24 protein-coding genes and 1 tRNA gene are annotated in these 22,424 nt (G+C 40.3%); 11 read left to right on the top strand and 14 right to left on the bottom strand.

The features are described 5' to 3' along the window. Nucleotides 1–181: 181 nt before the first annotated feature. Nucleotides 182–253, bottom strand: a tRNA-Arg gene (locus tag I6J03_RS09205). A gap of 210 nt (nt 254–463) precedes the next feature. Between I6J03_RS09205 and I6J03_RS09200 the strand changes: the two genes are divergently transcribed. The 6 genes from I6J03_RS09200 to I6J03_RS09175 all read left to right on the top strand — a co-directional run bounded on the left by I6J03_RS09200 (nt 464) and on the right by I6J03_RS09175 (nt 6,544). Then, complete coding sequence (locus I6J03_RS09200; RefSeq protein WP_002998573.1) at nt 464–1,099, top strand: peroxiredoxin; 636 nt, start codon at nt 464–466, stop codon at nt 1,097–1,099. Between the two features lie 88 nt (nt 1,100–1,187). After that, nucleotides 1,188–1,502, top strand: a complete 315-nt coding sequence (locus I6J03_RS09195; RefSeq protein ID WP_002998571.1) for a thioredoxin family protein — start codon at nt 1,188–1,190, stop codon at nt 1,500–1,502. Then, a complete protein-coding gene (locus I6J03_RS09190) occupies nt 1,483–1,740 on the top strand; it encodes a DUF6952 family protein (protein WP_002998569.1) in 258 nt (85 codons plus the stop codon). The genes I6J03_RS09195 and I6J03_RS09190 overlap by 20 nt, the downstream gene beginning before the upstream one ends. A gap of 330 nt (nt 1,741–2,070) precedes the next feature. Further along, nucleotides 2,071–4,515, top strand: coding sequence for a PIG-L family deacetylase (locus I6J03_RS09185; protein WP_039990178.1), 2,445 nt, complete (start codon nt 2,071–2,073; stop codon nt 4,513–4,515). Nucleotides 4,516–4,522: 7 nt separating this feature from the next. Then, the gene (locus I6J03_RS09180; RefSeq protein ID WP_002998565.1) at nt 4,523–4,726 is read left to right on the top strand and encodes a hypothetical protein; all 204 of its coding nucleotides are present in this window, start codon (nt 4,523–4,525) and stop codon (nt 4,724–4,726) included. A 105-nt stretch (nt 4,727–4,831) separates the two neighbouring features. After that, nucleotides 4,832–6,544, top strand: a complete 1,713-nt coding sequence (locus I6J03_RS09175) for a sodium:solute symporter (RefSeq protein ID WP_003009761.1) — start codon at nt 4,832–4,834, stop codon at nt 6,542–6,544. Between the two features lie 118 nt (nt 6,545–6,662). On the opposite strand, the gene I6J03_RS09170 is transcribed toward I6J03_RS09175, so the two are convergent. The 8 genes from I6J03_RS09170 to I6J03_RS09135 form a co-directional block, all read right to left on the bottom strand. Continuing rightward, nucleotides 6,663–7,556, bottom strand: coding sequence for an N-acetylmuramoyl-L-alanine amidase (locus I6J03_RS09170; protein ID WP_003009758.1), 894 nt, complete (start codon nt 7,554–7,556; stop codon nt 6,663–6,665). Continuing rightward, a complete protein-coding gene (locus I6J03_RS09165; protein WP_232279779.1) occupies nt 7,556–8,599 on the bottom strand; it encodes a DUF3078 domain-containing protein in 1,044 nt (347 codons plus the stop codon). Before I6J03_RS09165 ends, I6J03_RS09170 begins: the two co-directional genes overlap by 1 nt. 21 nt (nt 8,600–8,620) lie before the next feature. Then, entirely contained in the window at nt 8,621–9,289 is a 669-nt protein-coding gene (locus I6J03_RS09160; protein WP_232279778.1) for a hypothetical protein, read from the bottom strand. Between the two features lie 160 nt (nt 9,290–9,449). Further along, nucleotides 9,450–10,295, bottom strand: coding sequence for a glucosaminidase domain-containing protein (locus tag I6J03_RS09155; RefSeq protein ID WP_003009750.1), 846 nt, complete (start codon nt 10,293–10,295; stop codon nt 9,450–9,452). Between the two features lie 55 nt (nt 10,296–10,350). Beyond that, nucleotides 10,351–10,920 carry a glucosaminidase domain-containing protein gene (locus I6J03_RS09150; protein ID WP_003009747.1) on the bottom strand — a complete coding sequence of 190 codons (570 nt, stop codon included), beginning with the start codon at nt 10,918–10,920 and terminating at the stop codon, nt 10,351–10,353. A 22-nt stretch (nt 10,921–10,942) separates the two neighbouring features. Beyond that, entirely contained in the window at nt 10,943–11,578 is a 636-nt protein-coding gene (locus I6J03_RS09145; protein ID WP_003009743.1) for an O-methyltransferase, read from the bottom strand. A 147-nt stretch (nt 11,579–11,725) separates the two neighbouring features. Beyond that, nucleotides 11,726–12,358: a GTP cyclohydrolase I FolE gene (folE, locus tag I6J03_RS09140; protein ID WP_003009740.1), complete on the bottom strand. Its 633-nt coding sequence runs from the start codon at nt 12,356–12,358 to the stop codon at nt 11,726–11,728. Nucleotides 12,359–12,379: 21 nt separating this feature from the next. Next, nucleotides 12,380–12,793, bottom strand: coding sequence for a 6-pyruvoyl trahydropterin synthase family protein (locus tag I6J03_RS09135; protein WP_002998549.1), 414 nt, complete (start codon nt 12,791–12,793; stop codon nt 12,380–12,382). 74 nt (nt 12,794–12,867) lie between these two features. On the opposite strand from I6J03_RS09135, the gene mqnB reads away from it, so the two are divergent. From mqnB to I6J03_RS09120, 3 genes are all read left to right on the top strand, one after another. Then, nucleotides 12,868–13,485, top strand: coding sequence for a futalosine hydrolase (gene mqnB / locus I6J03_RS09130; RefSeq protein ID WP_003009737.1), 618 nt, complete (start codon nt 12,868–12,870; stop codon nt 13,483–13,485). A 147-nt stretch (nt 13,486–13,632) separates the two neighbouring features. Next, nucleotides 13,633–14,619, top strand: coding sequence for a pyruvate dehydrogenase complex E1 component subunit beta (locus I6J03_RS09125; protein WP_003009731.1), 987 nt, complete (start codon nt 13,633–13,635; stop codon nt 14,617–14,619). A 77-nt stretch (nt 14,620–14,696) separates the two neighbouring features. Beyond that, nucleotides 14,697–15,449 (top strand): DUF6263 family protein, encoded by a 753-nt coding sequence (locus I6J03_RS09120; protein WP_003009726.1) that lies wholly within the window; start codon nt 14,697–14,699, stop codon nt 15,447–15,449. A 53-nt stretch (nt 15,450–15,502) separates the two neighbouring features. On the opposite strand, the gene gcvH is transcribed toward I6J03_RS09120, so the two are convergent. Beyond that, on the bottom strand, nt 15,503–15,883 hold the full coding sequence (gene gcvH, locus I6J03_RS09115) for a glycine cleavage system protein GcvH (RefSeq protein ID WP_002998541.1): 381 nt from the start codon (nt 15,881–15,883) through the stop codon (nt 15,503–15,505). A gap of 95 nt (nt 15,884–15,978) precedes the next feature. Here gcvH and I6J03_RS09110 point away from each other — a divergent pair, with 95 nt between their 5' ends. Beyond that, nucleotides 15,979–17,175 (top strand): anhydro-N-acetylmuramic acid kinase, encoded by a 1,197-nt coding sequence (locus tag I6J03_RS09110; RefSeq protein ID WP_003009723.1) that lies wholly within the window; start codon nt 15,979–15,981, stop codon nt 17,173–17,175. Here I6J03_RS09110 and I6J03_RS09105 read toward each other — a convergent pair. From I6J03_RS09105 to I6J03_RS09090, 4 genes are read right to left on the bottom strand one after another with little or no spacing between them, the layout of a single operon-like run. Further along, nucleotides 17,172–17,840, bottom strand: coding sequence for a DUF2461 domain-containing protein (locus tag I6J03_RS09105; RefSeq protein ID WP_003009719.1), 669 nt, complete (start codon nt 17,838–17,840; stop codon nt 17,172–17,174). The genes I6J03_RS09110 and I6J03_RS09105 overlap by 4 nt on opposite strands. A gap of 14 nt (nt 17,841–17,854) precedes the next feature. Beyond that, the gene (locus I6J03_RS09100; RefSeq protein ID WP_003009716.1) at nt 17,855–18,652 is read right to left on the bottom strand and encodes a phosphatidate cytidylyltransferase; all 798 of its coding nucleotides are present in this window, start codon (nt 18,650–18,652) and stop codon (nt 17,855–17,857) included. 2 nt (nt 18,653–18,654) lie between these two features. Next, nucleotides 18,655–18,867: a putative signal transducing protein gene (locus I6J03_RS09095; RefSeq protein WP_232279777.1), complete on the bottom strand. Its 213-nt coding sequence runs from the start codon at nt 18,865–18,867 to the stop codon at nt 18,655–18,657. After that, nucleotides 18,815–19,765 carry a CPBP family intramembrane glutamic endopeptidase gene (locus tag I6J03_RS09090; RefSeq protein WP_003009710.1) on the bottom strand — a complete coding sequence of 317 codons (951 nt, stop codon included), beginning with the start codon at nt 19,763–19,765 and terminating at the stop codon, nt 18,815–18,817. Before I6J03_RS09090 ends, I6J03_RS09095 begins: the two co-directional genes overlap by 53 nt. Before the next feature lie 132 nt (nt 19,766–19,897). Here I6J03_RS09090 and I6J03_RS09085 point away from each other — a divergent pair, with 132 nt between their 5' ends. Further along, nucleotides 19,898–22,408, top strand: a complete 2,511-nt coding sequence (locus I6J03_RS09085) for a phosphocholine-specific phospholipase C (protein WP_003009705.1) — start codon at nt 19,898–19,900, stop codon at nt 22,406–22,408. Nucleotides 22,409–22,424 lie beyond the last annotated feature (16 nt).

Below are 22,424 nucleotides of genomic sequence, written 5' to 3'. Positions count from 1 at the left end.
CCACGTTTTCCTGTTCAGGTTAACCAAATTATTTGCTTAGTCCACAACCTTTGTAGGTGATCCAAAACGTATCGAACCACCCGAATGAATGTAATCGCAAACTATATCTTTCAGCTAAACAGCGGATTAGCTCTAAAAAAGAACAGGACAAACGAAAATATATTTCATTTGTCCTGTTTAGTAGCCCCAAGCAGAATCGAACTGCTATCTAAAGTTTAGGAAACTTCTATTCTATCCGTTGAACTACAGGGCCATTTGTTCTTGAGCGTAGCAAATGTAATATTTCTCTTCTTTCTAAACAATGTCTACGCATAATTTATAACCAAATAAGAATAGCAAAAATCTATACAACCACAATTAAGATATAGATTTCAACAATCGCTTATTGACAATTGTAATACCTTCATGATGGAATAAGTCGTATCTTTGTAGCATAGAAAAAATTAAAAAACAATATATAATCATGAGCTTTACAGGTAAAAATTTCCCAAGTATTGCAGTAGATGCAATCGATTCATTAGGTGACAATTTAAGTATCAACATTTTTGAAAAAGCAACTCAGGAAGGTAAAAAAGTATTATTGTTCTGGTATCCGAAAGATTTCACTTTCGTATGTCCTACTGAACTTCATGCTTTTCAGGATGCTTTACCAGAATTTGAAAAACGCAACACTATCGTAATCGGTGCTTCATGTGATTCTAACGAAGTACATTTTGCTTGGTTAAATACAGCAAAAGATAATGGTGGTATCGAAGGCGTTACTTACCCTATCCTGGCTGATACAAACCGTAACTTATCCAGCATTCTGGGTATTCTGGAAATCAAAGAAGTAGAGCACCCTGAATACGGTACTCTTGCTGAAGGATCTGCAGTATCTTACCGTGCTACTTACCTGATTGATGAAACAGGTAAAGTATTCCACGAGTCAGTAAACGATATGCCTTTAGGTCGTAACGTTAAAGAATATATCCGTCTGATCGATGCGTACACACACGTACAACAACATGGTGAAGTATGCCCGGCAAACTGGGAAGAAGGTAAAGAAGCTATGCACGCAACTCGTACAGGTGTAGCTGAATACTTGTCAAACCTTAACTAAGTCTGGCTAGCTTTAGCGAAGACTAAAAACAAAAAACAGGGGAAGTATCTGTATTTCTCCTGTTCTTAACCGCTTAAATAAAAAAATCATGTTACAGGAATTAGAAAACGATACGCTACAAGAAATTGTGGACAATAATGATATTGTAATGGTACAATACTCAGCTTCATGGTGTGGAAACTGCCGTATCATGAAACCAAAGTTCAAAAAGTTAGCCGGTGAGAATGAAAATGTTTCATTTATCATTGTTGACGCAGAGAAGTTTCCGGAGTCAAGAAAATTAGCAAACGTTAACAATCTTCCGACTTTTGCTGCATTCAAAAACGGCAAACTGATCAATCAGGTTCAAACTAATAAATTCGAAGGATTAATAGACTTATTCAATGAAACTACCAGTAATTAAGCATTTAACGGAATTTATCGAGCAAAATGATGTGGACTACGTACTGGAGACCATAGAGACACTGGAAGCACTGACAGAAGTTCCTTCCTTAAAAGATGAAGAACTGGATGTTATCGGAGAATTAATCTCTAATATGTACGGAGCTGTTGAAGTCGACAAATTGATAAAAGAAGGAACTCCTAAAAAAGAAGCACTAAATGTGTTTATGAAAAGAGTCCTTGGTTCTATAGATAAATAATCTGCTAAGCATTGATCTAAAAGTAAGTAGATGATAATGGAGAAGCCCTTTTGCAACAACATATGTGCATAACTTCTTTTTTGTGGAAAATTTATTTTTACAGGTGTTCTGTCAATAGAAATAAAAAACACTACATTTACTATAATAAAGGTTACAATACTTAAAGTTGCAAACAACGGAAACCTGTTTAAAACTCAATTATTCGTCGCTAATTGGAGCTTTAGGTCAAAAAAAGATTTTTTAATTGTTGTTAAAAGGGATCTGTAAATTTTACAGATCCCTTTTACTTTTCTGCTATACGGCGTTACAAAATTATTTATCTTTAGTCCTATGATTATAAGGAATATCACTATTGCTCTTTGCATGATCGCAAACACTCATCTATTATACGCTCAACCTGCACTACCGACACCTTCATCCGAAATCAAGCTCAAACTGGAGAAACTAAGCTCACTGGGATCTGTACTCTATTTTGCCGCACATCCGGACGATGAAAATACAAGACTTATTGCCTGGCTTGCGCAGGAAAAAAAATACAGAACGGCTTATCTGTCCCTTACACGTGGTGATGGCGGACAGAATCTGATCGGGACAGAAATTGGCAAAGAACTGGGACTGATCCGTACCCAAGAACTTTTAAAAGCCAGGTCTATTGACAAAGGAGAACAGTTTTTCAGCACGGCATATGATTTTGGTTTTTCCAAGACCTACGCAGAGACCTTTGATTTTTGGGAGAAAGATGAAGTACTGAAAGAAGCGGTGTGGATTATCCGTAAGTTTCAGCCGGATGTTATCATTACCCGTTTCCCACCGGATGAAAGGGGAGGACACGGTCACCATCAGGCATCAGCTATACTGGCTATAGAAGCTTTTAAAATTGCCGGTGACCCTAAAGTATACCCCGAACAGCTGAAATATGTAAAACCCTGGGCAGCCAAAAGATTACTGTGGAACACCTTTAATTTTGGAGATATAAAGACTACAGCCGACAATCAGTTTAATCTCGAGATTGGAGATTATAATCCACTCATAGGGAAATCATATGGGGAGATCGCATCAGAGAGTCGCTCTTCACACAAAAGCCAGGGCTTTGGTGCTTCCAGACAAAGAGGAAATACCAGAGAATACTTTGAACTTCTGGGAGGGGAAGCTCCTGAAACAGACTTAATGGATGGTGTAGAAACATCATGGAAAAGAGTAACAAATAACCCTGCTATACAACAAAAGATTACGCAGCTTAATCAGAACTTTAATATCAGTCATCCTGAAGCTTCTGTAACCGGATTGACCGAGCTCTTGCAACTGGTGCAAAAAGTAGATGATGCTCACTGGAAAACGCAAAAGACCAAAGAAATAAAAGAACTGATACTGGACTGTGCCGGGATATGGATAGAAAGTTATACCGATCAGCCGAAATTTGTCTTAGGCACAACAATTTCTGTTGCTAACGATGCTATTGTCAGAAGACCAGACGTTAAAGTCGAACTCTCGGCAATAAACAATACCGCTGTTAATAAGTCGCTTAGCTATAACAGCATCTTAACTGAAAAAAACAACCAAACAGCGACACCTGTTTCACAACCTTACTGGCTTGATAAAGAAGGTACACTGGGAAAATTCAATGTGGATGATTTAACACTTGTCGGCAATCCTGAAAATCCCGATGCCCTGCATAATACTTTTACCCTCAAAATAAACGGGGTGCCCGTCACATTTGATCGTCCGGTATTATTCAAATACACGCACCCCGTAAGAGGAGAGGTATATGAGCCGTTGATCATTAGCCCTGCTGTAACGGCTAATATACTGAGCAGTGCTGTTGTCGCACGCCTCGGCGAACCGAAAACCGTAGAAATCTTATTTCAGGCACATACAGATCAACCTCAGACAACTGAAGTGTCATTCGATGTACCAAAGAACTGGACTGTATCTCCGCAAAAACTATCCTTAGATTTTAAAAATAAGGAGACAGAAATCTCCCAAAAGATAATATTGACACCTTTATCAAAAGATGTCCGTTTAGATTCTTTACAGATCAGTATAGACAATAAGGCAGCCCTTTCTTATCATTCCATAGCATACGATCATATTCCCAAGATCACCTGGTTTCCGCCGGCAAAAGTCCGTCTTACCGGACTGGATATTAATATTCCTCAGAAAAAAGTCGGCTATATTGAAGGTGCCGGAGACCTGGTAGCTTCCAGCCTAAAAGATATCGGTATCTCGGTTACTCCACTTCGGGAGTCCGAGATCGTAAATGACCAGTTGCAGGACTATGATGCGATAATAGTCGGTATAAGGGCTTTCAACGTGAATAACAGAATGTCTGCGCTGATGCCACATCTTTTAAAATATGTAAGATCAGGAGGAACGCTGGTGGAGCAATATAATGTGAATAATGGCCTGAAATCCAAAACCTTTGGCCCTTACCCGTTTCAGATCACGCGGGATCGTGTGACTGATGAAAATGCAACGGTACAGTTTGACAAAGAAAGTCCGGTATTACAGACTCCAAATAAGATCACAGCCGCAGACTTCGACGGATGGATTCAGGAACGGGGATTATACTTTGCGTCACAGATAGATAGCAAATATGCGACTCCACTGGTGATGAATGATAAAAATGAATCCCCGAATAACGGATCTCTTTTGGTTGTTAATGAAGGAAAAGGTAAATTTGTGTATACATCCTTGTCTTTTTTTAGACAATTGCCTGCCGGAGTACCGGGAGCTTACAGATTATTTGTAAATTTGCTATCAAAACAATCACAATAAATTAAAAATGGAAAACCACATCGAAAATACAGAAGAAACTGCCTTGAATGTTCCTGGATTGATTATTCTAATTGGGGTAATTTTTGGCGCACTGACTGTTCTAGCCTGGAATCTATCCATTCTTGGTGCGATCGGTGGAGCAATCGGAGGCTTTATTTTTGCAGTCATTTTTATCAGTTTTCTTCTAAAAGGAAAACCACATGACAGATAGGGGTTTACCCCCTTTTGTGCGTAGCTGGAGGCAGTTTTATATTTTAGTTGTTCTCTGGCTAGCGCTTTTTATTCTGTTTCTTTACGGATTTACACTGTATTTCTCATGAGTGCGATCGACTGGACCGTACTCTTTCTAACCCTTCTGCTTATTATCTGCTACGGCATATACAAAAGCAGAGGCATACGCAATATAGACGGCTACCTGCTGGGAAACCGCTCTATGCCATGGTATAACGTGGGGCTATCTGTAATGGCGACTCAAGCCAGCGCGATCACTTTCCTTTCAGCTCCGGGCTTAGCTTACTCCTCCGGAATGAGCTTTGTACAGTTCTACTTTGGGTTACCACTCGCAATGATTGTGCTCTGTATTACATTTGTCCCGATCTTTCATCGTTTACGTGTATTTACAGCATACGAATTTCTGGAGAAAAGATTTGACATCAAGACACGTGCCCTTACAGCCATTCTATTTTTGATACAACGTGGTATATCTACGGGTATTACCATCTTTGCGCCTTCTATTATATTATCGACTATCCTTCATGTAGATGTTACCTATACTACACTGTTTATCGGTAGTCTGGTCGTACTTTATACAGTATATGGCGGAACCAAAGCTGTCTCATATACGCAGGCACTGCAAATGAGTATCATATTTGGCGGACTTCTGGTAGCCGGTTTTATGGTTGTGCATTTATTACCTGAAGATATCGGCTTTAGTAAAGCGCTTCACATTGCCGGAAAATCCGGAAAAACAAATGCCATTGATTTTACATTTGACCCCAACAATCAATATACAGTATGGACAGGGCTGATCGGTGGTTTTTTTCTTCAGTTGTCTTATTTCGGGACAGATCAAAGTCAGGTGGGGCGTTATCTCACCAGCTCATCTATCCGGGATAGCCGGTTGGGACTTTTGATGAACGGATTACTGAAAGTTCCGATGCAGTTTGCCATTCTATTGATCGGCGTACTTGTATTTGCCTACTATCAATATCATACTCCTCCGGTATTTTTCAATCAGCAAGAAATTCAGAAGTTACAGAGCAGTACATATAAAGATGAATACAATGCTCTTGAACAACAACACGTACAACTGTACACGGAGAAACAGGCGGTCATCAATGAGTTGACAACAGCACTGGACAAAAATAATGATAAAGCAATAGAAGATGCCCGCCTGAAGCTTGAACAATCAAATAAACAGGTACAGGGCGTCAGGGATAATGTGATTGCGCTGATCAAAAAGAATGACGGTAAAGCGGAAGTGAATGATAACAACTATGTGTTTTTATCCTTTATAACTACCACATTCCCTAAAGGTCTTATCGGATTGCTGGTGGCGATTATATTCCTAGCGTCTATGGGCGCAACAGCCAGTGCGATTAACTCTCTGGCATCTACGACTATCGTGGATATCTATAAGCGATTTATGAACAAAGACGCCTCTGATCAGGGTTATCTCAATGCATCCAGACTGATCACATTTGCCTGGGGCATATTTACCATACTCATCGCGCTCTACGCCAGTCAGCTTGGCAATTTACTGGAAGCAGTCAATATACTCGGATCCCTGTTCTATGGAACAATATTAGGTATTTTTATAGTGGCTTTCTACGTAAAAAGGATAGGAGGAAGGGCGGTCTTCTGGGCAGCAGTGATATCGGAAATCATTATTGTAGCGATATGGAAAATGGATGTTGTCGCTTTCCTTTGGCTCAATCTTATCGGCTGCGCACTTGTGGTCATCATAGGACTTATCCTGCAGCAAATATTACCCCGAAAAACGGAGAATTTAGCCGGCGGAAAACTGTAATAGGGTTACTCAACGATCTGTAAAGTCTCCAACAATAAGAAAATCCTGTAAATCTACAGCCGAATTATAAATCTATTACACATCGGCCTTCTGAAGAGGATGATGCTTTCGACCTGGCTTAATATTTAAGGTATAGATTATACAACACACTCTTGTCATACAGGGTAAGCTCCGGTCTGAGGTCATTCACAATAAACTTTCGTTTGAATGCTACGATAGCTGCAGATAAATTACGGGTATCGTATCCGATTATTTTAAGCGCATCTACAGGGTTGAAATATTCAGGAGGGGTCATGAGTGTGCGTTCATCATACCAGAGTCCAAATCCCCGCTCAGCAAGCTTCTTCCACGGAAAAAATATACTTGGATCATTTTTGCGGGTAGGAGCAATATCTCCATGACCGATAAAGTTGGCGGTAGGTATATCGTAATTTGTCTTTAGTGTATCCAGTAAGGTTAGCAAGGCATTGATCTGTACATCGGAAAATGGTTCTCTGCCATTATTATCCAGTTCGATTCCCAGAGAAACCGAATTCATATCAGTAACTGATCCCCATTTGCTTGCTCCTGCATGCCATCCTCTTAGATAATCATTGAGCAACTGGTAAACCTCACCTTTCTTTCCGATCAGATAATGTGCACTCACTTTCGTATGCTCGAGTGTAAATGTGCGGAGCGTCTGTTTGAGGCTGTCCTGAGCAGTATGATGGATAATTACATAATTGGGTTTACGGATGTCAAAATGAATTGCTCCTACCCAATCCAGATCCTTACGCATTCCTTTTTGCTGCAGATCGGCCACTTTATCCACAGCTTTTACTTCGGGAATAGCGCTGTCTGCCGTTTCTTTTGCGCCGCTTGGTTGCGGAAGCTCAGCAGTCAGTGTAGAGGCAATCTCTTTTACCTGATTATGATACTGCTTATTCGTCCTGGCATATTGATTCGTTTTACAAGCTGAAAACCCTATCACCACTACTAAAACTCCAAATACGGCCTGTATGCCTGCTTTCATTACCTCGGCAAATTAAATGTAAGACCTAAAGCCAGAGATTCGGAGAACTGCAATTTCGCTTTCGGATTTTCAGGAGTAACATCATCGCTGTCATACAGCATTATCCCGTTTAAATTAACATTCACTAATCGTGTGATCTTAGCTGTCAGCCATACATCTAAACGATGACTGGGATCACCTATTTTTTCATAATTCGCAAACAGGTTGTAACGACTCTTCAGATTAAGATTCTTCGACAGATTCTTATCCAGGTTCGCTGTTACCTGAAAGGCGAGATCATTTTTAAAGGTTTTTCCGGCCTTAACACCATATTTCTCCTGATCCTTAGTGATTGTTTGTCCGGGATACTTAATGGCGTATTGTTCTATTGTCAGCGGTTTGATACGATCGTCCAAAACAAAAGTCTGACGGGCAGTACCTGTACCAAATCGTACGGAAAATGTATTGTCAGGCTTATACTCCAAACCGAAAGATTCGGTAACATAACCCGGAGCCATAAATGCTGAAACGGTTTCTTTTATCCGCTCTACTCCATCTTTGGTTTCATACGTATAACCGACGTCAAATTGTGATTCAAAAGTTAAGGAAGTAAAGAGTGACCAGCTTTTCGATAATTTATAAGACAGTTTGTTATCCCAGAAAATACGGTCATTATTCTTTTTGGCCATTTGATCCTTATTCTTCACTTTACCATACCGCAGATCTACCTCCGTAATAAAGTTAAAATCATCCTTATTAAATTCGGATTTATGCCAGGCGTTTAGCCCCAGAGCTAATGAATTGACCCCCCCGCCTTTCCAGCTATCACTGAATGAAGCCTGATTCGCGTTAACCCCAAACCGGCTCCAATGTTTCCAATAATCTACTTCCAGTGCTAGTTTAGGAATAGGAACATTGATTGGTTTTATATTCAACTTTTGCTTATCCTGATTATTTGTAATAGAGTCCGGTTTTGCCCGAAGATCTTTTAAATCAACCTGAGCATGGGCTGTTTTGAAAAGCAGGCCCATCAATAGAAGAAAAGCGTAGTTTTTTATTTTCATAATAGCTGTTTTGTTAAACAATTATTTATAGGGTTTTATATCTAATGTTATGTCCGGCAGCAAAGGTAAGCGTTTTAATGCAGGATTGCTTATATACTGTTCATAACTTGACTGAATATAGGTTGTCATCTGATATTCTGTTGCCGAAATTACAAAAAAATATGATGGCCGGTACTGTATCATAAAATCCTTCAACCGTTCATCCTTAAGACCTGTAACCTTTACAACCAATGCTTCTGTAAATTTGTAATCGATCATATTCTCTTTATAATCGTTTTCAATGAGGCGTGTCAACCGCTTTGCATTCTTTACTTCTCTGCTGAAAAGGCTGTAAATCGCATTGATACTTACACCCGCTCCGGTAGGTCCTACTGAAAATACACTGCCCGGATCAGCCAGGCGATACGCCTTATTATAATTTTCCCGCTCCTGTTGCAGAATCTCTTCAGGTGTCTTCCTGCCTTTGACAGTGACCTCCTGCAGATAAATTGTGGCCCGCTTCAGATAGAACAGGATTACCGGACTGTCTTCTACTTTTACAGTATCTCCGTGAAACCCTTTAGAGGACGCTATAAGTACATCTCCCTTTTTGGCTTTGATCTGAAACTCTCCTTTGGAATTATTAAAAACCTCGCCACCGCTGGATACATTCCTGATATTCACCTTCGCAATCCTTTGCTTGGTGTCCATATCAAAAACTATTCCTTCTATTTGTTTTTGCGCAAAAAGAGGGTTGATTTTCCCGAGAAATAAAATAAAAAAAAGAATATAAAGGCGCGTTCTCACATGGTAAAACTACATTATCGAACGCTAATTGTGAAATATTTAACAACTTTTCACTGTTTGTGAATTATTTTGAAATCACAAGCAATTGTCCTATAGAAACATCATCTGCAGTCAATCCATTGAGTTGTTTTATCTGTTCTATAGAAACATTATACATTTTACTGAGTGCATATAATGTCTCCTTGGCTTTGACTTCATGAATGCGCATAGCCACCGGACTTTTTATCTGTTCAGGTACCACAGCAGCGGGCTCCTGTACAATACGTTGTTCTATTACTTTGTCTACCACTTCCTCCCGTTTTTCTTTTTCTACATAAGTTTCCGAACGGTCGTAGCGATACAGTTCATACCTTTCGATCATATCGATCAGGAGTTCGGCATAACGAGGATTGGTGGCATAACCGGCAGATTTCAGCCCTCTTGCCCAACCTTTATAGTCGTCCTTATCGAGCAGGAAAAGTTTCTCGTAGCGTTTTCTTAATAAAAATTGAGAGTGGTCTTTAAAAGACTGATCCGGATTGTCATATACACGGAAACAGTCATTTTCGTTATCATCCGGACGGTTGACACTTCTTCCGTTCCATACGCCGCCACACTTGATACCGAAATGGTTATTCGCTTCTCTGGCAAGATAGCTGTTGCCGCTTCCGGATTCGAGTAATGCCTGCGCCAATTTTATACTGGCCGGAATGCCGTATTTATTCATTTCAGAAATAGCGACACTTTTATAACGTTCAATATAGCTCAATCCGGACATACTGGTGGCTCCTTTGCCGGAGGAAGTCTGGCTGCCCTGATTTCCTTTTGAAACAGAGGTTCCATTTTTGCCCTGTAAAACGGTGTGCCTTTTACTTGAACACGATGATGCGACCAGCATAACCATGATGGACAAATAGAAAATCTTTTTCATTGAATACTATAGAGTTTTACCTTGTTATAAAATGCAATAATACTGAAAAAAAAGCTTATCTCAATTTTGAGGATGTTCCTTGTGAAACATCAGCATCTAATCTGTTGGCAATACGGGATTTATTATCTGAAACCGGAGTGTCCAGTTCGTCCAATCCATATCTTTTGATCATACCCAATACCTGAGATTTCCAGCTTTTACTATGTGAATATCCTGATCTTGCGATTCCGTTTATCCATTGCTGATAATCGTCTGAGTCGTATTTGTCAAAAAGTTTTTGAGTGGAAGTCCTTCGTTTCAATAAGGCAACGAAGTCATGATATGAATCTAAAATTGAAGAATAGCCTTTGTAGGATGACCGGATGGTCTTGCTATTGTTCTTGCCTTTAATTCCGAAATGGTTATTCAGGTTTTTGGCCACTTTGCTATTTCCATTTGCACTTTCATGCATAGCAATAGCTAAAATAACGGAGGCGGGAACACCCTGTTCGCGGCTCAGACGTTGTGCGATCTGCTTGTGCTCTTCGACATAAGATGTCGGAGAAAATTTCTGTGCAAAAGTAGTTATACTTAAAAAACACAAAAACAACACAAGAAGAACCTTCTTAAAGTTTTTTTCTTGCATAATAAATCATTTAGTCCACAAATCACTTTTTGCGTAACACAAAAAGCCCATCCCGAATAGGTAGAATTAATTTGTCTACCCGTTGATCCTTTGCTAACTGCTCGTTCAACCCGAGAATTTGTTTCGTTTGATTGTCCGGATCCTCCTGCAACACTTTTCCCTTCCATAAAACATTGTCGATCATAATAAGTCCTCCGGACGGAACCCGATCAACCAGTAATTCATAATACTGAAGATTTCTCTTTTTGTCAGCATCTATAAATATCAGGTCAAAATCTCCTGATATCTCTTTTATCACTTCCAGTGCATCCCCGATATGATACCGGATCTGCTCCTTATATGATGATTCATCAAAATATCCCTGCACACGTTCTTCCTGCTCTGCATTGATATCAATCGTATGGATTTCACCATCTTTGCCAAGCCCTTCGGCCAGACAGAGAGTCGCATACCCTGTAAATGTACCAATCTCCAAAATGCGTCCCGGTCTTGCCATTTTACTCAAAAAAGAGAGTACTCTTCCCTGATAATGACCGGACAACATATGAGGCATAGTCTCCCGTAAATAGGTCTCTCTGTTGATCCTTTTTAGTAACGCTGATTCAGCGTCACAAGTATGTTCTAAGTACGTATTTAACAGTTCTTCTGACTGATACATGGATGCAAATGTAAATAAGGCTTTTGTAAATACAAAAACAAAAAATCATATTTCGCTAAAAGTCAAGACATTACATTATTTTGTTCGTCACAAAGTAAAGTAATGTCCGGATTTAGGAATTCTTAATAAAAGCGGGGATTTCTTAGATTAAACCAGACTGGCGGTAATTAATCTCAAAAATTCGGACCGTGTCACATCGTTTTGAAATGCACCGGTAAATGCAGATGTCGTGGTAACAGAATTTTGTTTCTGTACACCGCGCATCGCCATACACATATGTTTACATTCCATCACTACTGCCACACCTTGTGCACCAAGTGTCTCCTGTATACAATCCCGGATTTCGTTGGTAAGACGTTCCTGTACCTGCAGGCGTCTTGCAAAGATATCCACTACTCTCGGTATTTTACTCAGACCCACTATGTGTCCGTTAGGGATATATGCCACATGTGCCTTTCCAAAGAAAGGAAGCATATGATGCTCACAAAGGGAGTATACCTCTATATCCTTTACTACAACCATCTGACTGTAGTCTTCTTCAAACATAGCACCTTTCAATACAGCTGCCGGATCCAGATCATATCCGTGAGTGAGGTACTTCAATGCTTTTGCAACACGCTCTGGTGTCTTTAACAGTCCCTCGCGTGCAGGGTCTTCGCCTAAAGCCTGCAGGATATCGGTATAATGAGTAGCTATTCTGTCAACATGCAATGGATTATACTTGTCGATTTTAACATAGCCATCCATCTCTTCATGATCTAAACTTGAAGGGTTGCTCATGATCAAATTTTATTTTAAGATTTAATTGCCGAAATATTCGACATAATTGTTTTCTGTTTCTACTAATTTCACACTATGCAGGATCACATTATGCTCCTCAAAAAGAGGATTCAATACATTAAAGATCTCAATAGCCATGTACTCCGTGGAAGCCAGTTTGCCTTTCATAAAGTCTACATCAAGGTTCACATTGCGATGATCCAGTTTTTCGATAATATGGTGCAATATGATTTCCTTCATTTTTTTTAAATCAATCAGAAAACCGGTCTCCGGATTTACCTCTCCCTTGACCGTCACAAACAATTCATAGTTGTGCCCGTGCCAGTTGGGATTGCTGCATTTTCCAAAGACATTTTCATTCTGCTCTGATGACCAGTCCTCTCGGTAAAGTTTGTGCGCAGCACTGAAACGCTCGCGTCGAGTAATAAAAATCATAATGCTGCAAAGATACTGCTTTACGGTTAGATTTGAGTAAATATTAGTATTATTGTAGGACAACGCTCGCTCGTATGAAGACACTTATTGTTGCCGCTACATCCTTTGAAATTCAACCCTTTCTGGAAAAAAAGCTGGATTATACTTCCTGTGAAACCCTAATCACAGGGGTAGGCATGACCAATACGGCCTATCAACTCGGCAAACACCTGGCTAACAATCACTACAACCTGATTATTAATGTCGGAATAGCAGGATCTTTTGACAAAAATCTGATGATAGGAGAGGTGTTGGAGATCACAGAAGATCGTTTTGCAGAGTTAGGCGCTGAAGACGGAGAGACATTTCTTCCCATAGAAGTGCTTGGCTTTGGCCAATCTGTTTATTTTTCTACCACACCTCCCGACTGGAAGCCCCGGCTTGAACCCTATAAAAAATGTACCGCTATTACAGTCAACAAGGTACACGGTCATGAACAGTCGATTGAAAATATCAGGAGGCGGCTCCCTTCAGTCTCATTAGAATCTATGGAAGGTGCGGCTGTATTCATGGCTGCCGCGGAAGAAAACATTCCTGTGATTCAGCTTCGCAGCATTTCAAACTATGTGGAAAGACGCGACAGAGAGAACTGGAATATACCGTTGGCAATCAAAAATTTGAACTTCCAACTTTTAGATCTTTTATCCAGATAGGTTTTATTTCCTGCTAATATTGCCATATCAGTCTCCTTTTTTTATCAAAAATGAGGCAAAGTCATATAATTTTGACAGCCGGAACCTTCAAAATATCAATAAATAATAGTAGTTTTGCGTATTAGAATTTGACACTATTTACAACTGATGAGAGAAATACAATTCAGAGAAGCACTTCGCGAAGCCTTAAGCGAAGAAATGCGTAAAGACGAAAAAATATTTTTAATGGGCGAGGAAGTTGCAGAATACAACGGAGCCTATAAAGTAAGTCAAGGTATGCTTGACGAATTCGGACCAAAACGCGTTATAGATACTCCAATCGCAGAGCTTGGTTTTGCCGGAATCGGTGTTGGAGCAGCAATGAACGGTCTTAAGCCTATTGTTGAATTTATGACATTCAACTTTTCACTGGTAGCAATTGACCAGGTGATCAACGCTGCAGCCAAAATTCGCTCAATGAGTGGTGGCCAGTTTTCCATTCCTATTGTATTCCGTGGCCCGACAGGTAATGCCGGTCAGTTAGGTGCACAGCACTCTCAGAACTTTGAGAACTGGTATGCTAATACACCAGGATTGAAAGTTGTCGTTCCATCTAACCCTTATGATGCAAAAGGTCTTTTGAAATCTGCTATCATTGATCCGGATCCTGTTATTTTCATGGAATCTGAGGTAATGTACGGCGATAAAGGTCCTGTTCCTGAGGAAGAATACTATCTGGAAATCGGCAAAGCGAATGTCGTAAAAGAAGGTACTGATGTAACTGTTGTATCATTCGGTAAAATGATTCCTCGTGTTGTTCTTCCGGCTATCGAAGAATTGACAAAAGAAGGTGTAAATGTCGAATTGATCGACTTACGTTCGGTACGTCCTATTGACTATGCAACCATCGTTGAATCTGTTAAGAAAACAAACCGTTTGGTTATTGTTGAAGAAGCATGGCCTCTGGCATCTATCTCTTCAGAGATAACATACAAAGTACAACGTGATGCTTTCGATTACTTAGACGCTCCTGTAACTCGTGTTACAGCGGCAGATGTACCTCTTCCATATGCGCCTACATTAGTAGAAGCAGCTTTACCAAGTGTAGCTAAAGTGGTAAAAGCAGTAAAGGAAGTAGCTTACTTAAAGAAATAAGTTATCTTATTATAAATTCAGGAAAGCCTCTCAGTGATGAGGGGCTTTCTTTTTGACCACTTACTTAAATTCCTTTTATGAAAAAACACGCATTAAGCCTCCTTATCTTATTAGGCCTGGCATTGACCACTCAGGCACAACAAGCCGTTACTTTAAAAATCAAACCATCCCTTAATAAACCATCAGTGGTCAAAATGGAAGTCAAGACAGATGTGGACGGACCACAAAGTGTATTAATGAATATGTCCATGAAAATGGAAATGACCCCTAAGAGTATAGAAGGGGAGAAGATTACTATCGAAACACTTACCAAATCCATAAAAGCTGAAATCAATGCAGATATGATGACGCTTAATTATGATTCTGAAAAAGAATCTACAGACGAAATGGGAAAAATGCTGAGTGAACAGTTTGCACCTATACTTGGCAAAACAATCACGACAGTAATGACAAATTCAGGAAAAGTCCTGGATGTATCTTTTCCGACAGAACTGGGACAAGGAATAGATAAAAACTCTTTTAATAATATGGCAACAGCTTTGCCGGATCATCCTGTAAAGCCCGGAGATACATGGGATAGTGAAATAGAAAAAGGAGAGCTCGTTCCGAAGATCACGACGAAATCCACATTCAAAGAAATATCGGATAGCGGCTACGTTATCGATATCGCAGGAAATGTATTCGGAGATGATGACTCGCAGATTGGAACGATTACCGGGAACTATATCTTAGATAAAACAACTAATCTGACCAAAAGCTATGTCCTGACAACAAGACTTGAAGTTCAGGGAACAAAAGTGACTACGGAAGTCACGATGAATACCTTATAAAAAACAGAGGGCTCACCGCATGGTGAGCCCTCTGTTTTTTATAAGCAAATGCCTTACGCATTGATTTCTTCTTTATATTGATCTGCAGACAATAACGCATCTACATCAGCAGGATTGCTCAATTTGACACGAATAATCCAACCTTCACCATATGCATCTGAGTTAACCAATTCAGGAGAAGCATCAATCGCTTCATTTACTGCTAACACAGTTGCAGTAACAGGCATAAACAAATCTGAAACTGTTTTTACAGCCTCTACTGTACCGAAAACTTCATTTGCAGGTACTTCCTCGCCTACTGTGTTGATATCTACAAATACGATATCGCCTAATTCGCGTTGTGCAAAGTCTGTAATACCAATTACGGCTTCATCTCCTTCAACACGAACCCATTCGTGATCTTTCGTGTATTTTAATTCTGCTGGAAAATTCATAATCTTAATTTTTTCTCAAAAATAGAATTATAACATGACATTACAAAATATTAAAGATGCCCTTTAATATATGATTAAAGTTGTATTTTTAGAATATGAATGCACAGATTGCAAAGTTATATGATCTTGCTCAAAAGCAGGAACGGATGATTATAGGCTTAATGTCGGGAACATCACTGGACGGATTGGATATCGCGCTATGTAAGATCTCCGGATCAGGGAACAATACGCGTCTGGAACTTGTAGCTTTTGAGACTATGGATTATGAACCTCAATTCCGGACGTATGTAAGGGAAGTGTTTTCAAAGCGTACAATTGATCTGCAAACCTTATCTGGTGTGAATGCATATGTCGGTATCGTGCACGCCAAGCTTATCAATCAGGCCCTGCAGCAATGGCAGATAGATGCCTCTCAGGTGGATATTATTGCCAGTCACGGGCAAACCGTATATCACGCGCCACAAAGTCTGACTCATGACACGCACCTTCCGAATAGCACACTGCAGGTAGGCGACGGGGATCATATTGCTGTAATAACCGGTATTATTACACTTTCTGATTTCAGACAAAAGCATATTGCAGCAGGGGGAGAAGGTGCTCCTTTGGCTGCCTACGGAGATTTCCTGCTGTTCACAGATAAGATTGAAAACAGAATATTACTTAACATCGGAGGCATTTCGAATTTCACCTTTCTACCTCATACAGACAGTCCGTATGAAGCGTATGCTACGGATCTGGGGCCGGGAAATACCATGATGAATCAATATATGAAGGAACACTTTGATGAAGAAATGGATAGAGATGCACATGTTGCCCGCTCCGGAAAACCTGATCAGAAGTTATTGGCAGAATTAAGTAAAGAACCTTTTCTCCTGCTGGATTTCCCCAAAACAACAGGACCGGAACTTTTTAATCTTCAGTACTTACAACATTTGCAGGAATTTTCCGGCACTTCAGCCCTCTCTCACGAGGATGTGATGGCGACGCTATGTCATTTTTCTGCCGACACGATTGTCGCAGCGATTCTAAAACAGTGCAAGGATCTTCAGAATGTTGCAGTATATATCAGCGGGGGCGGGCTGCATAACCCCTTACTCGTAGAATTGATAAAAGCCGGATTGCCCGGTTATAAAATAACATCTTTTGAAGAGCTGGGTCTTAATCCGGATGCAAAAGAAGCGTGTCTGTTTGCGTTGCTGGCAAACGAGACACTTGTTGGAAAACCTGATCATGTCAATCAGATCAAAGATTCACCAGCTGTTTGCATGGGTAAAATAAGCCTTCCGGCTTAATCGTTGTCTATGGCCTGATGTATATAGGCTTTAAAAGCAAACATGCTGTGTGCGGCTTCAATTACCTTGTCCAGCGCATCCGAAGCCATCAGCTCTTTATCTGTAAACTTACGATAGAGAATAAAGCTCTTTAATTTAAGGATTTCTATCTCCGGATGCGAAGCATCATATCCCGCAGGAGGTCTTACCAGCTTATCTTCTGCGGACAGATCTGATGCCTTCCACTGATGATCTTGCAGTGCTTTATAGAACCCTTCCGCATTATAATCGATTTCCTGACGGATAGCATCCAGATGTTCTTTATTTGGTCTCCAGTACCCCACTCCCAAAAAAGACTTACCCGGCTCTATATGTAAATAATATTCCGGGCCGTCCAGTTTACGTCCGTCAACAGATATGCCGGCACTGAACCAGGTCTTGTAAGGTGTCTTATCATTCGAAAAACGGGTGTCCCGATAGATTCTGAATAAACATTTGCTCTCTGAAATATCGGTGTGAATATGAGGATCAAAAGCAGATAATGCATCAATAATACCACGGATAAAAGCTTTTACATTAGCCAGAGAAGCCTCATACAGCCCTCTGTTCTCCTGAAACCATTCCCGGTTATTATTTGGTCGAAGTGCTTCCAAAAAAGAAAAGGTTTGTTTTTCAATCTTAGTCATAACGAAAATAGAATTTATACTAATAACAAAAATATATAGACTAACGGCGCTGCGATAAGCACACCGTCAAACCGATCCAGAAAACCACCATGTCCGGGCATGATCTTACCCGAATCTTTTACGTCCAGACTTCTCTTAAGCATAGATTCTACCAGATCTCCCAATGTGCCGAAAACACCAATTGTCAACGCCACAACGACCCATTGCCATTTATCAATGGACCCGAAATACTGTTCCAGATTGAGCGCAACCACTACCGCCAGAAGAACTCCTCCGATAAATCCTTCCCAGGTCTTGTTCGGAGAAATCCGTTCGAAAAGTTTTCGCTTTCCAAAACTTCTTCCCGCCAAATAAGCTCCGGTATCATTAGACCATTGAAGAATCAGATATCCTAAGGGGATGTAAAAGTTGAATTTCCCGTGTACAAAAGCCAGACCTATCAATGTCAGAAACGGAACAACCGTGTATACAATTCCGGTGATAGTATAGGATATATCATGAAACGGAAATTTGCGGTTTTGATATAAAGCCGCAATATAGATCCATAACAGAAAGGGAACCACCAACAGAATAAACCGGAAGGACCAAAATTCCAGATAAGCACCTCCGCCTGTAACCATCAGAACCAGCCCCGTCAGCAATCCGACAGTCTTATCAGGTCTGATATCATCAGAAGTTACCAGCTTATAAAATTCATGAAGGCTTGCTACACCCAGTAATGCAAAGAAAGCCACAAATACCTCTTTACCTAACAGATGAGAACCTACAAGGATAATAATAAAGAAAACACCTGTAATAGCTCTTGTCTTCATGATTAGTTTTCTTCCGGATTAAGTTCATCGATCAATGCATTTGCCTTCTCTACATCATTCGCATTGACATAAAGCTCTATCTTACCAAACAGATAAGAAGAGTCCTGCTTATTGAGTACAACAGCATTAACCTCATTTTCTAAAAGCATCTGCTTTACAATTTCACTCTGGATCGCATTTGTATACGTCTTGATCTTTACCCAGTCTTTTTCCATCGTTAACCTTTCTTGAATAGTTGTAAAATATAAATAACAATACCATTGTTGCCGCTATACTCCCGATATATATATACCATGGATAAGTTTCAGCAGTACTCATCTCCTCAAAAGTTTTCCCTTCTCTGGAATAGTAAAAGCCAAAAATGGTAGCCGTAGCATTGTTGATAAAATGTCCGAATATTGGAATCCAGATATTTTTACTCCAGATCAGGAGATATCCGAAAAATGCTCCCAAAAGCATTCTTGGAAAAAATCCGTAAAACTGAACGTGTATGGCGCTAAAAATTATGGCCGTTACCCAGATCGCAAGATGCTGATTTTTGAAAAGACGAAAAAAACTCGTTTGGATTACCCCCCTGAAAAACAACTCTTCACAGATTCCCGGCAATACCGCCAGAATGATAAGATTGATAATCAATCCCCACCACGATGTTTTCATAACGATGCCGGACATCATGGAGGCCGCACTATCTTCCTGTTCGCGCATCCAGGATTCGATGCCTTTCAGACTGTCCGGCAGCACCATCTTTGCATTCCATTCTGCAATTTGACCCATCAAAGGGATAAAAGCAATCATCGTGAACAATACCAGCAAAAAGTAGGTCGGCTGTCCGGGCTTTTGCACAGGAAAATAGTTTATCTGCCGTTGTTCGGCTTGTAAAAGAAGATAAGCCGGTAATCCGAATGTAGCAATACTGCTTACAGCTAATAACAAATTGCTAAAAACCGGATTGCTCATGATGGACGAGCCTGATTTAAGTACGTCAAAACTTCCGGAATAAACAGCAAATATAAACATGACTATTCCCTGCAGTGTCAGACTGCAAGCCAGGCTAATAATAATCAATAATAGCATAGATACGACCGGCGTATGAATAGGCTTTGTAAATAGCATTTGTTATTGTAAAAATAATAATGATACTGTATTCTCTTAATCTCAAAAATTTGTTAAAGATAGGCAATATCAGTAGTTTGCACGTTCAATTTTACAAATACTGCGGATTTTTCCCGCAAACACCTAATTCTTATGGAAAATAGAAGAGATTTTATTAAAAAGGCCGCATTATTAACGGGTTCCTTTGGTCTTTTCAATAGCCTGCCGGGATCTATTCAGGCAGCACTAGCTATTGAGCCGGCCCCCGGATCAACATTCTATGACGCTGAGCATATTGTACTACTGATGCAGGAAAACAGATCTTTTGATCACAGCTTTGGCACATTAAAAGGTGTGCGTGGATTTAATGATCCAAGAGCAATCCAATTACCCAATAAAAACCTGGTCTGGTTACAGCAAAACAAAGAAGGTAAAACTTATGCTCCGTTTAGGTTAGATCTGCAAAATTCGAATGCTGCCTGGACAAGAGATCTTCCACATTCCTGGGAAAACCAATCTGCAGCTCGTAATAAAGGAAAACACGATAACTGGCTGGAGGCCAAACGCTCGGGAATAAAGGAACAAAGGGATATTCCTCTGACGCTGGGATACTATTCCAGAGCAGATATTCCGTTTTACTATGCCTTTGCAGATGCATTTACGATTTGCGATCAGCATTTCTGTTCTTCTATAACCGGAACGACTACTAACCGCCACTTCTTCTGGACCGGAAAATGTGTGCCTGAAAAGGGAAAAAAGCCTCTTGTACGTAATTCAGACATCTATTTTAATCAACTTGCACACTGGAAAACTTTTCCTGAACGACTGGAGGAAAATAATATCAGCTGGAGAGTCTATCAAAATGAGGTCAGTATACAAAATGCCCTTGAAGGAGAACGCGAACCCTGGTTAGGTAATTTTACAGACAATAATCTGGAGTGGTTCGCGCAGTACAATATCCGGTTCAAGAAAAGCCATACCGATTTTTTAAAAGTGCGTGTAACACAGTTACCTGCAGAAATTGCGGATTTGGAAACTCAGATAAAAAACACAAAACCTGCTGATAGCCAAAAATTGCAGAAAAACTTAAAGAACAAAATTCAACAACTGGAAAGCTATCAGTCTGCATTAAAAACATACAGTGCCGAAAACTTCGCTGCGTTAAGCAATTTTGATAAAGCACTTGTAACCAAAGCCTTCCAGACAAACGAAGGAGATCCGAACTATCATGAAATCGAAACGGTCTCTATGGATGACCAGGGAACATCAAAGGATATTACGGTTCCCAAAGGTGATGTGTTATATCAGTTTAGAGAAGATGTCAAATCCGGAAAGCTGCCGACTGTTTCCTGGCTGGTTGCCCCACAAAACTTTTCAGATCATCCGAGCGCACCGATGTACGGTGCATGGTATGTTTCAGAAGTGCTGAATATATTGACTCAAAATCCTGAAATCTGGAAAAAAACTATTTTTATCCTTAATTACGATGAAAATGATGGATATTTTGACCATATCCCTCCATTTGTTGCTCCTAATCCAAATGATCCGGCCTCAGGTCGAACCTCTCCTGATCTGGACTACAGTGATGAATATGTAACACGCGCACAGGAGATTGCAGCAGGTGTATCCGAGCAGAGTGCAACAGAAGGGCCTGTAGGGTTGGGGTATCGTGTTCCGCTTGTCATTGCTTCACCATGGTCTAAGGGAGGCTGGGTAAATTCCGAAGTATGCGATATCACCTCTACCATTCAGTTTATGGAAACATTCCTGAATAAAAAGTACAATAAGCAAATCTTCGAAAGTAATATAAGCTCCTGGAGAAGAGGGATTACCGGTGATCTGACCTCCGCCTTCCGTCCTCAAACTAACAAGATTACGTCTTCACCGGATTTCCTTGACCGTAATGAACAAATACTGAGAATAGATAAAAGTAAATCGCTGGACTATCCGAAAAACCACCATGAACTGTCTTCTTCCGAAATAGAAACTGCAAACAGCTCTCCGGCTACAAGTCCGTTTCTACCTAAACAAGAATCCGGTATAAAAGAATCCTCAGCATTAGCATATGAGTTGTACGTAGATGCTGAGATGACTGCCTCTAAAATAAAACTCCGTTTTAATGCCGGAAAAAACATATTCAGAGACAAAGCATTAGGTGCACCTTTCAATGTGTATTCCGGATCTTCCTATAAAGACGGTGTAAGCTACTGGCCTTTTGCCACTTCAGCAGGAAATCAGGTAGATTTTGAATGGAATCTGGGAGACTTCAAAGACCACTATGACTTACGGGTATATGGTCCTAACGGATTTCTACGAACCTTCAAAGGCGATCAAAGCTCAACAGCATTAACAGTAACCTGTGAATATGAATTAGATAGGAAGGGTATTCCGACCGGTAACATTAACCTCAGGATTAAAAATACGGATCCAAATAAAACACAACCTGTAATCGTATCTGCACAGATCTATCAACACCTTCAGGAGAAAATAAGCCTGAAGCCCAATCAGGAAAAAATTATTTCTATCAATGGGAAAAAGTCGTTTAACTGGTATGAAGTTAAGGTTTTATTAGCTGATGATCCGAATTTTGAACGTGGTTTTGCCGGAAGAGTCGAGACAGGGACTTCCTCGATGACAGACCCTCAGATGGGACGTGTTATTTAATTAAAAGGGGGCTGAA

The organism is Sphingobacterium spiritivorum (genome assembly GCF_016724845.1).
Lineage (GTDB): Bacteria > Bacteroidota > Bacteroidia > Sphingobacteriales > Sphingobacteriaceae > Sphingobacterium > Sphingobacterium spiritivorum_A.
This window is presented reverse-complemented; position numbering and strand designations above follow the sequence as displayed.

Excerpts from the sequence above, each read along its gene's own strand:
- I6J03_RS09165 (WP_232279779.1), bottom strand. The coding sequence starts at position 8,599 with ATGAAAATAAAAAACTACGCTTTTCTTCTATTGATGGGCCTGCTTTTC.
- mqnB (WP_003009737.1), top strand. The coding sequence starts at position 12,868 with ATGAAGACACTTATTGTTGCCGCTACATCCTTTGAAATTCAACCCTTT.
- I6J03_RS09195 (WP_002998571.1), top strand. The coding sequence starts at position 1,188 with ATGTTACAGGAATTAGAAAACGATACGCTACAAGAAATTGTGGACAAT.
- gcvH (WP_002998541.1), bottom strand. The coding sequence starts at position 15,883 with ATGAATTTTCCAGCAGAATTAAAATACACGAAAGATCACGAATGGGTT.
- I6J03_RS09135 (WP_002998549.1), bottom strand. The coding sequence starts at position 12,793 with ATGATTTTTATTACTCGACGCGAGCGTTTCAGTGCTGCGCACAAACTT.
- folE (WP_003009740.1), bottom strand. The coding sequence starts at position 12,358 with ATGAGCAACCCTTCAAGTTTAGATCATGAAGAGATGGATGGCTATGTT.
- I6J03_RS09145 (WP_003009743.1), bottom strand. The coding sequence starts at position 11,578 with ATGTATCAGTCAGAAGAACTGTTAAATACGTACTTAGAACATACTTGT.
- I6J03_RS09155 (WP_003009750.1), bottom strand. The coding sequence starts at position 10,295 with ATGAAAAAGATTTTCTATTTGTCCATCATGGTTATGCTGGTCGCATCA.
- I6J03_RS09100 (WP_003009716.1), bottom strand. The coding sequence starts at position 18,652 with ATGAAGACAAGAGCTATTACAGGTGTTTTCTTTATTATTATCCTTGTA.
- I6J03_RS09120 (WP_003009726.1), top strand. The coding sequence starts at position 14,697 with ATGAAAAAACACGCATTAAGCCTCCTTATCTTATTAGGCCTGGCATTG.
- I6J03_RS09150 (WP_003009747.1), bottom strand. The coding sequence starts at position 10,920 with ATGCAAGAAAAAAACTTTAAGAAGGTTCTTCTTGTGTTGTTTTTGTGT.
- I6J03_RS09090 (WP_003009710.1), bottom strand. The coding sequence starts at position 19,765 with ATGCTATTTACAAAGCCTATTCATACGCCGGTCGTATCTATGCTATTA.
- I6J03_RS09180 (WP_002998565.1), top strand. The coding sequence starts at position 4,523 with ATGGAAAACCACATCGAAAATACAGAAGAAACTGCCTTGAATGTTCCT.
- I6J03_RS09200 (WP_002998573.1), top strand. The coding sequence starts at position 464 with ATGAGCTTTACAGGTAAAAATTTCCCAAGTATTGCAGTAGATGCAATC.
- I6J03_RS09085 (WP_003009705.1), top strand. The coding sequence starts at position 19,898 with ATGGAAAATAGAAGAGATTTTATTAAAAAGGCCGCATTATTAACGGGT.
- I6J03_RS09170 (WP_003009758.1), bottom strand. The coding sequence starts at position 7,556 with ATGAAAGCAGGCATACAGGCCGTATTTGGAGTTTTAGTAGTGGTGATA.
- I6J03_RS09160 (WP_232279778.1), bottom strand. The coding sequence starts at position 9,289 with ATGGACACCAAGCAAAGGATTGCGAAGGTGAATATCAGGAATGTATCC.
- I6J03_RS09095 (WP_232279777.1), bottom strand. The coding sequence starts at position 18,867 with ATGGAAAAAGACTGGGTAAAGATCAAGACGTATACAAATGCGATCCAG.
- I6J03_RS09105 (WP_003009719.1), bottom strand. The coding sequence starts at position 17,840 with ATGACTAAGATTGAAAAACAAACCTTTTCTTTTTTGGAAGCACTTCGA.
- I6J03_RS09175 (WP_003009761.1), top strand. The coding sequence starts at position 4,832 with ATGAGTGCGATCGACTGGACCGTACTCTTTCTAACCCTTCTGCTTATT.
- I6J03_RS09110 (WP_003009723.1), top strand. The coding sequence starts at position 15,979 with ATGAATGCACAGATTGCAAAGTTATATGATCTTGCTCAAAAGCAGGAA.
- I6J03_RS09185 (WP_039990178.1), top strand. The coding sequence starts at position 2,071 with ATGATTATAAGGAATATCACTATTGCTCTTTGCATGATCGCAAACACT.
- I6J03_RS09190 (WP_002998569.1), top strand. The coding sequence starts at position 1,483 with ATGAAACTACCAGTAATTAAGCATTTAACGGAATTTATCGAGCAAAAT.
- I6J03_RS09125 (WP_003009731.1), top strand. The coding sequence starts at position 13,633 with ATGAGAGAAATACAATTCAGAGAAGCACTTCGCGAAGCCTTAAGCGAA.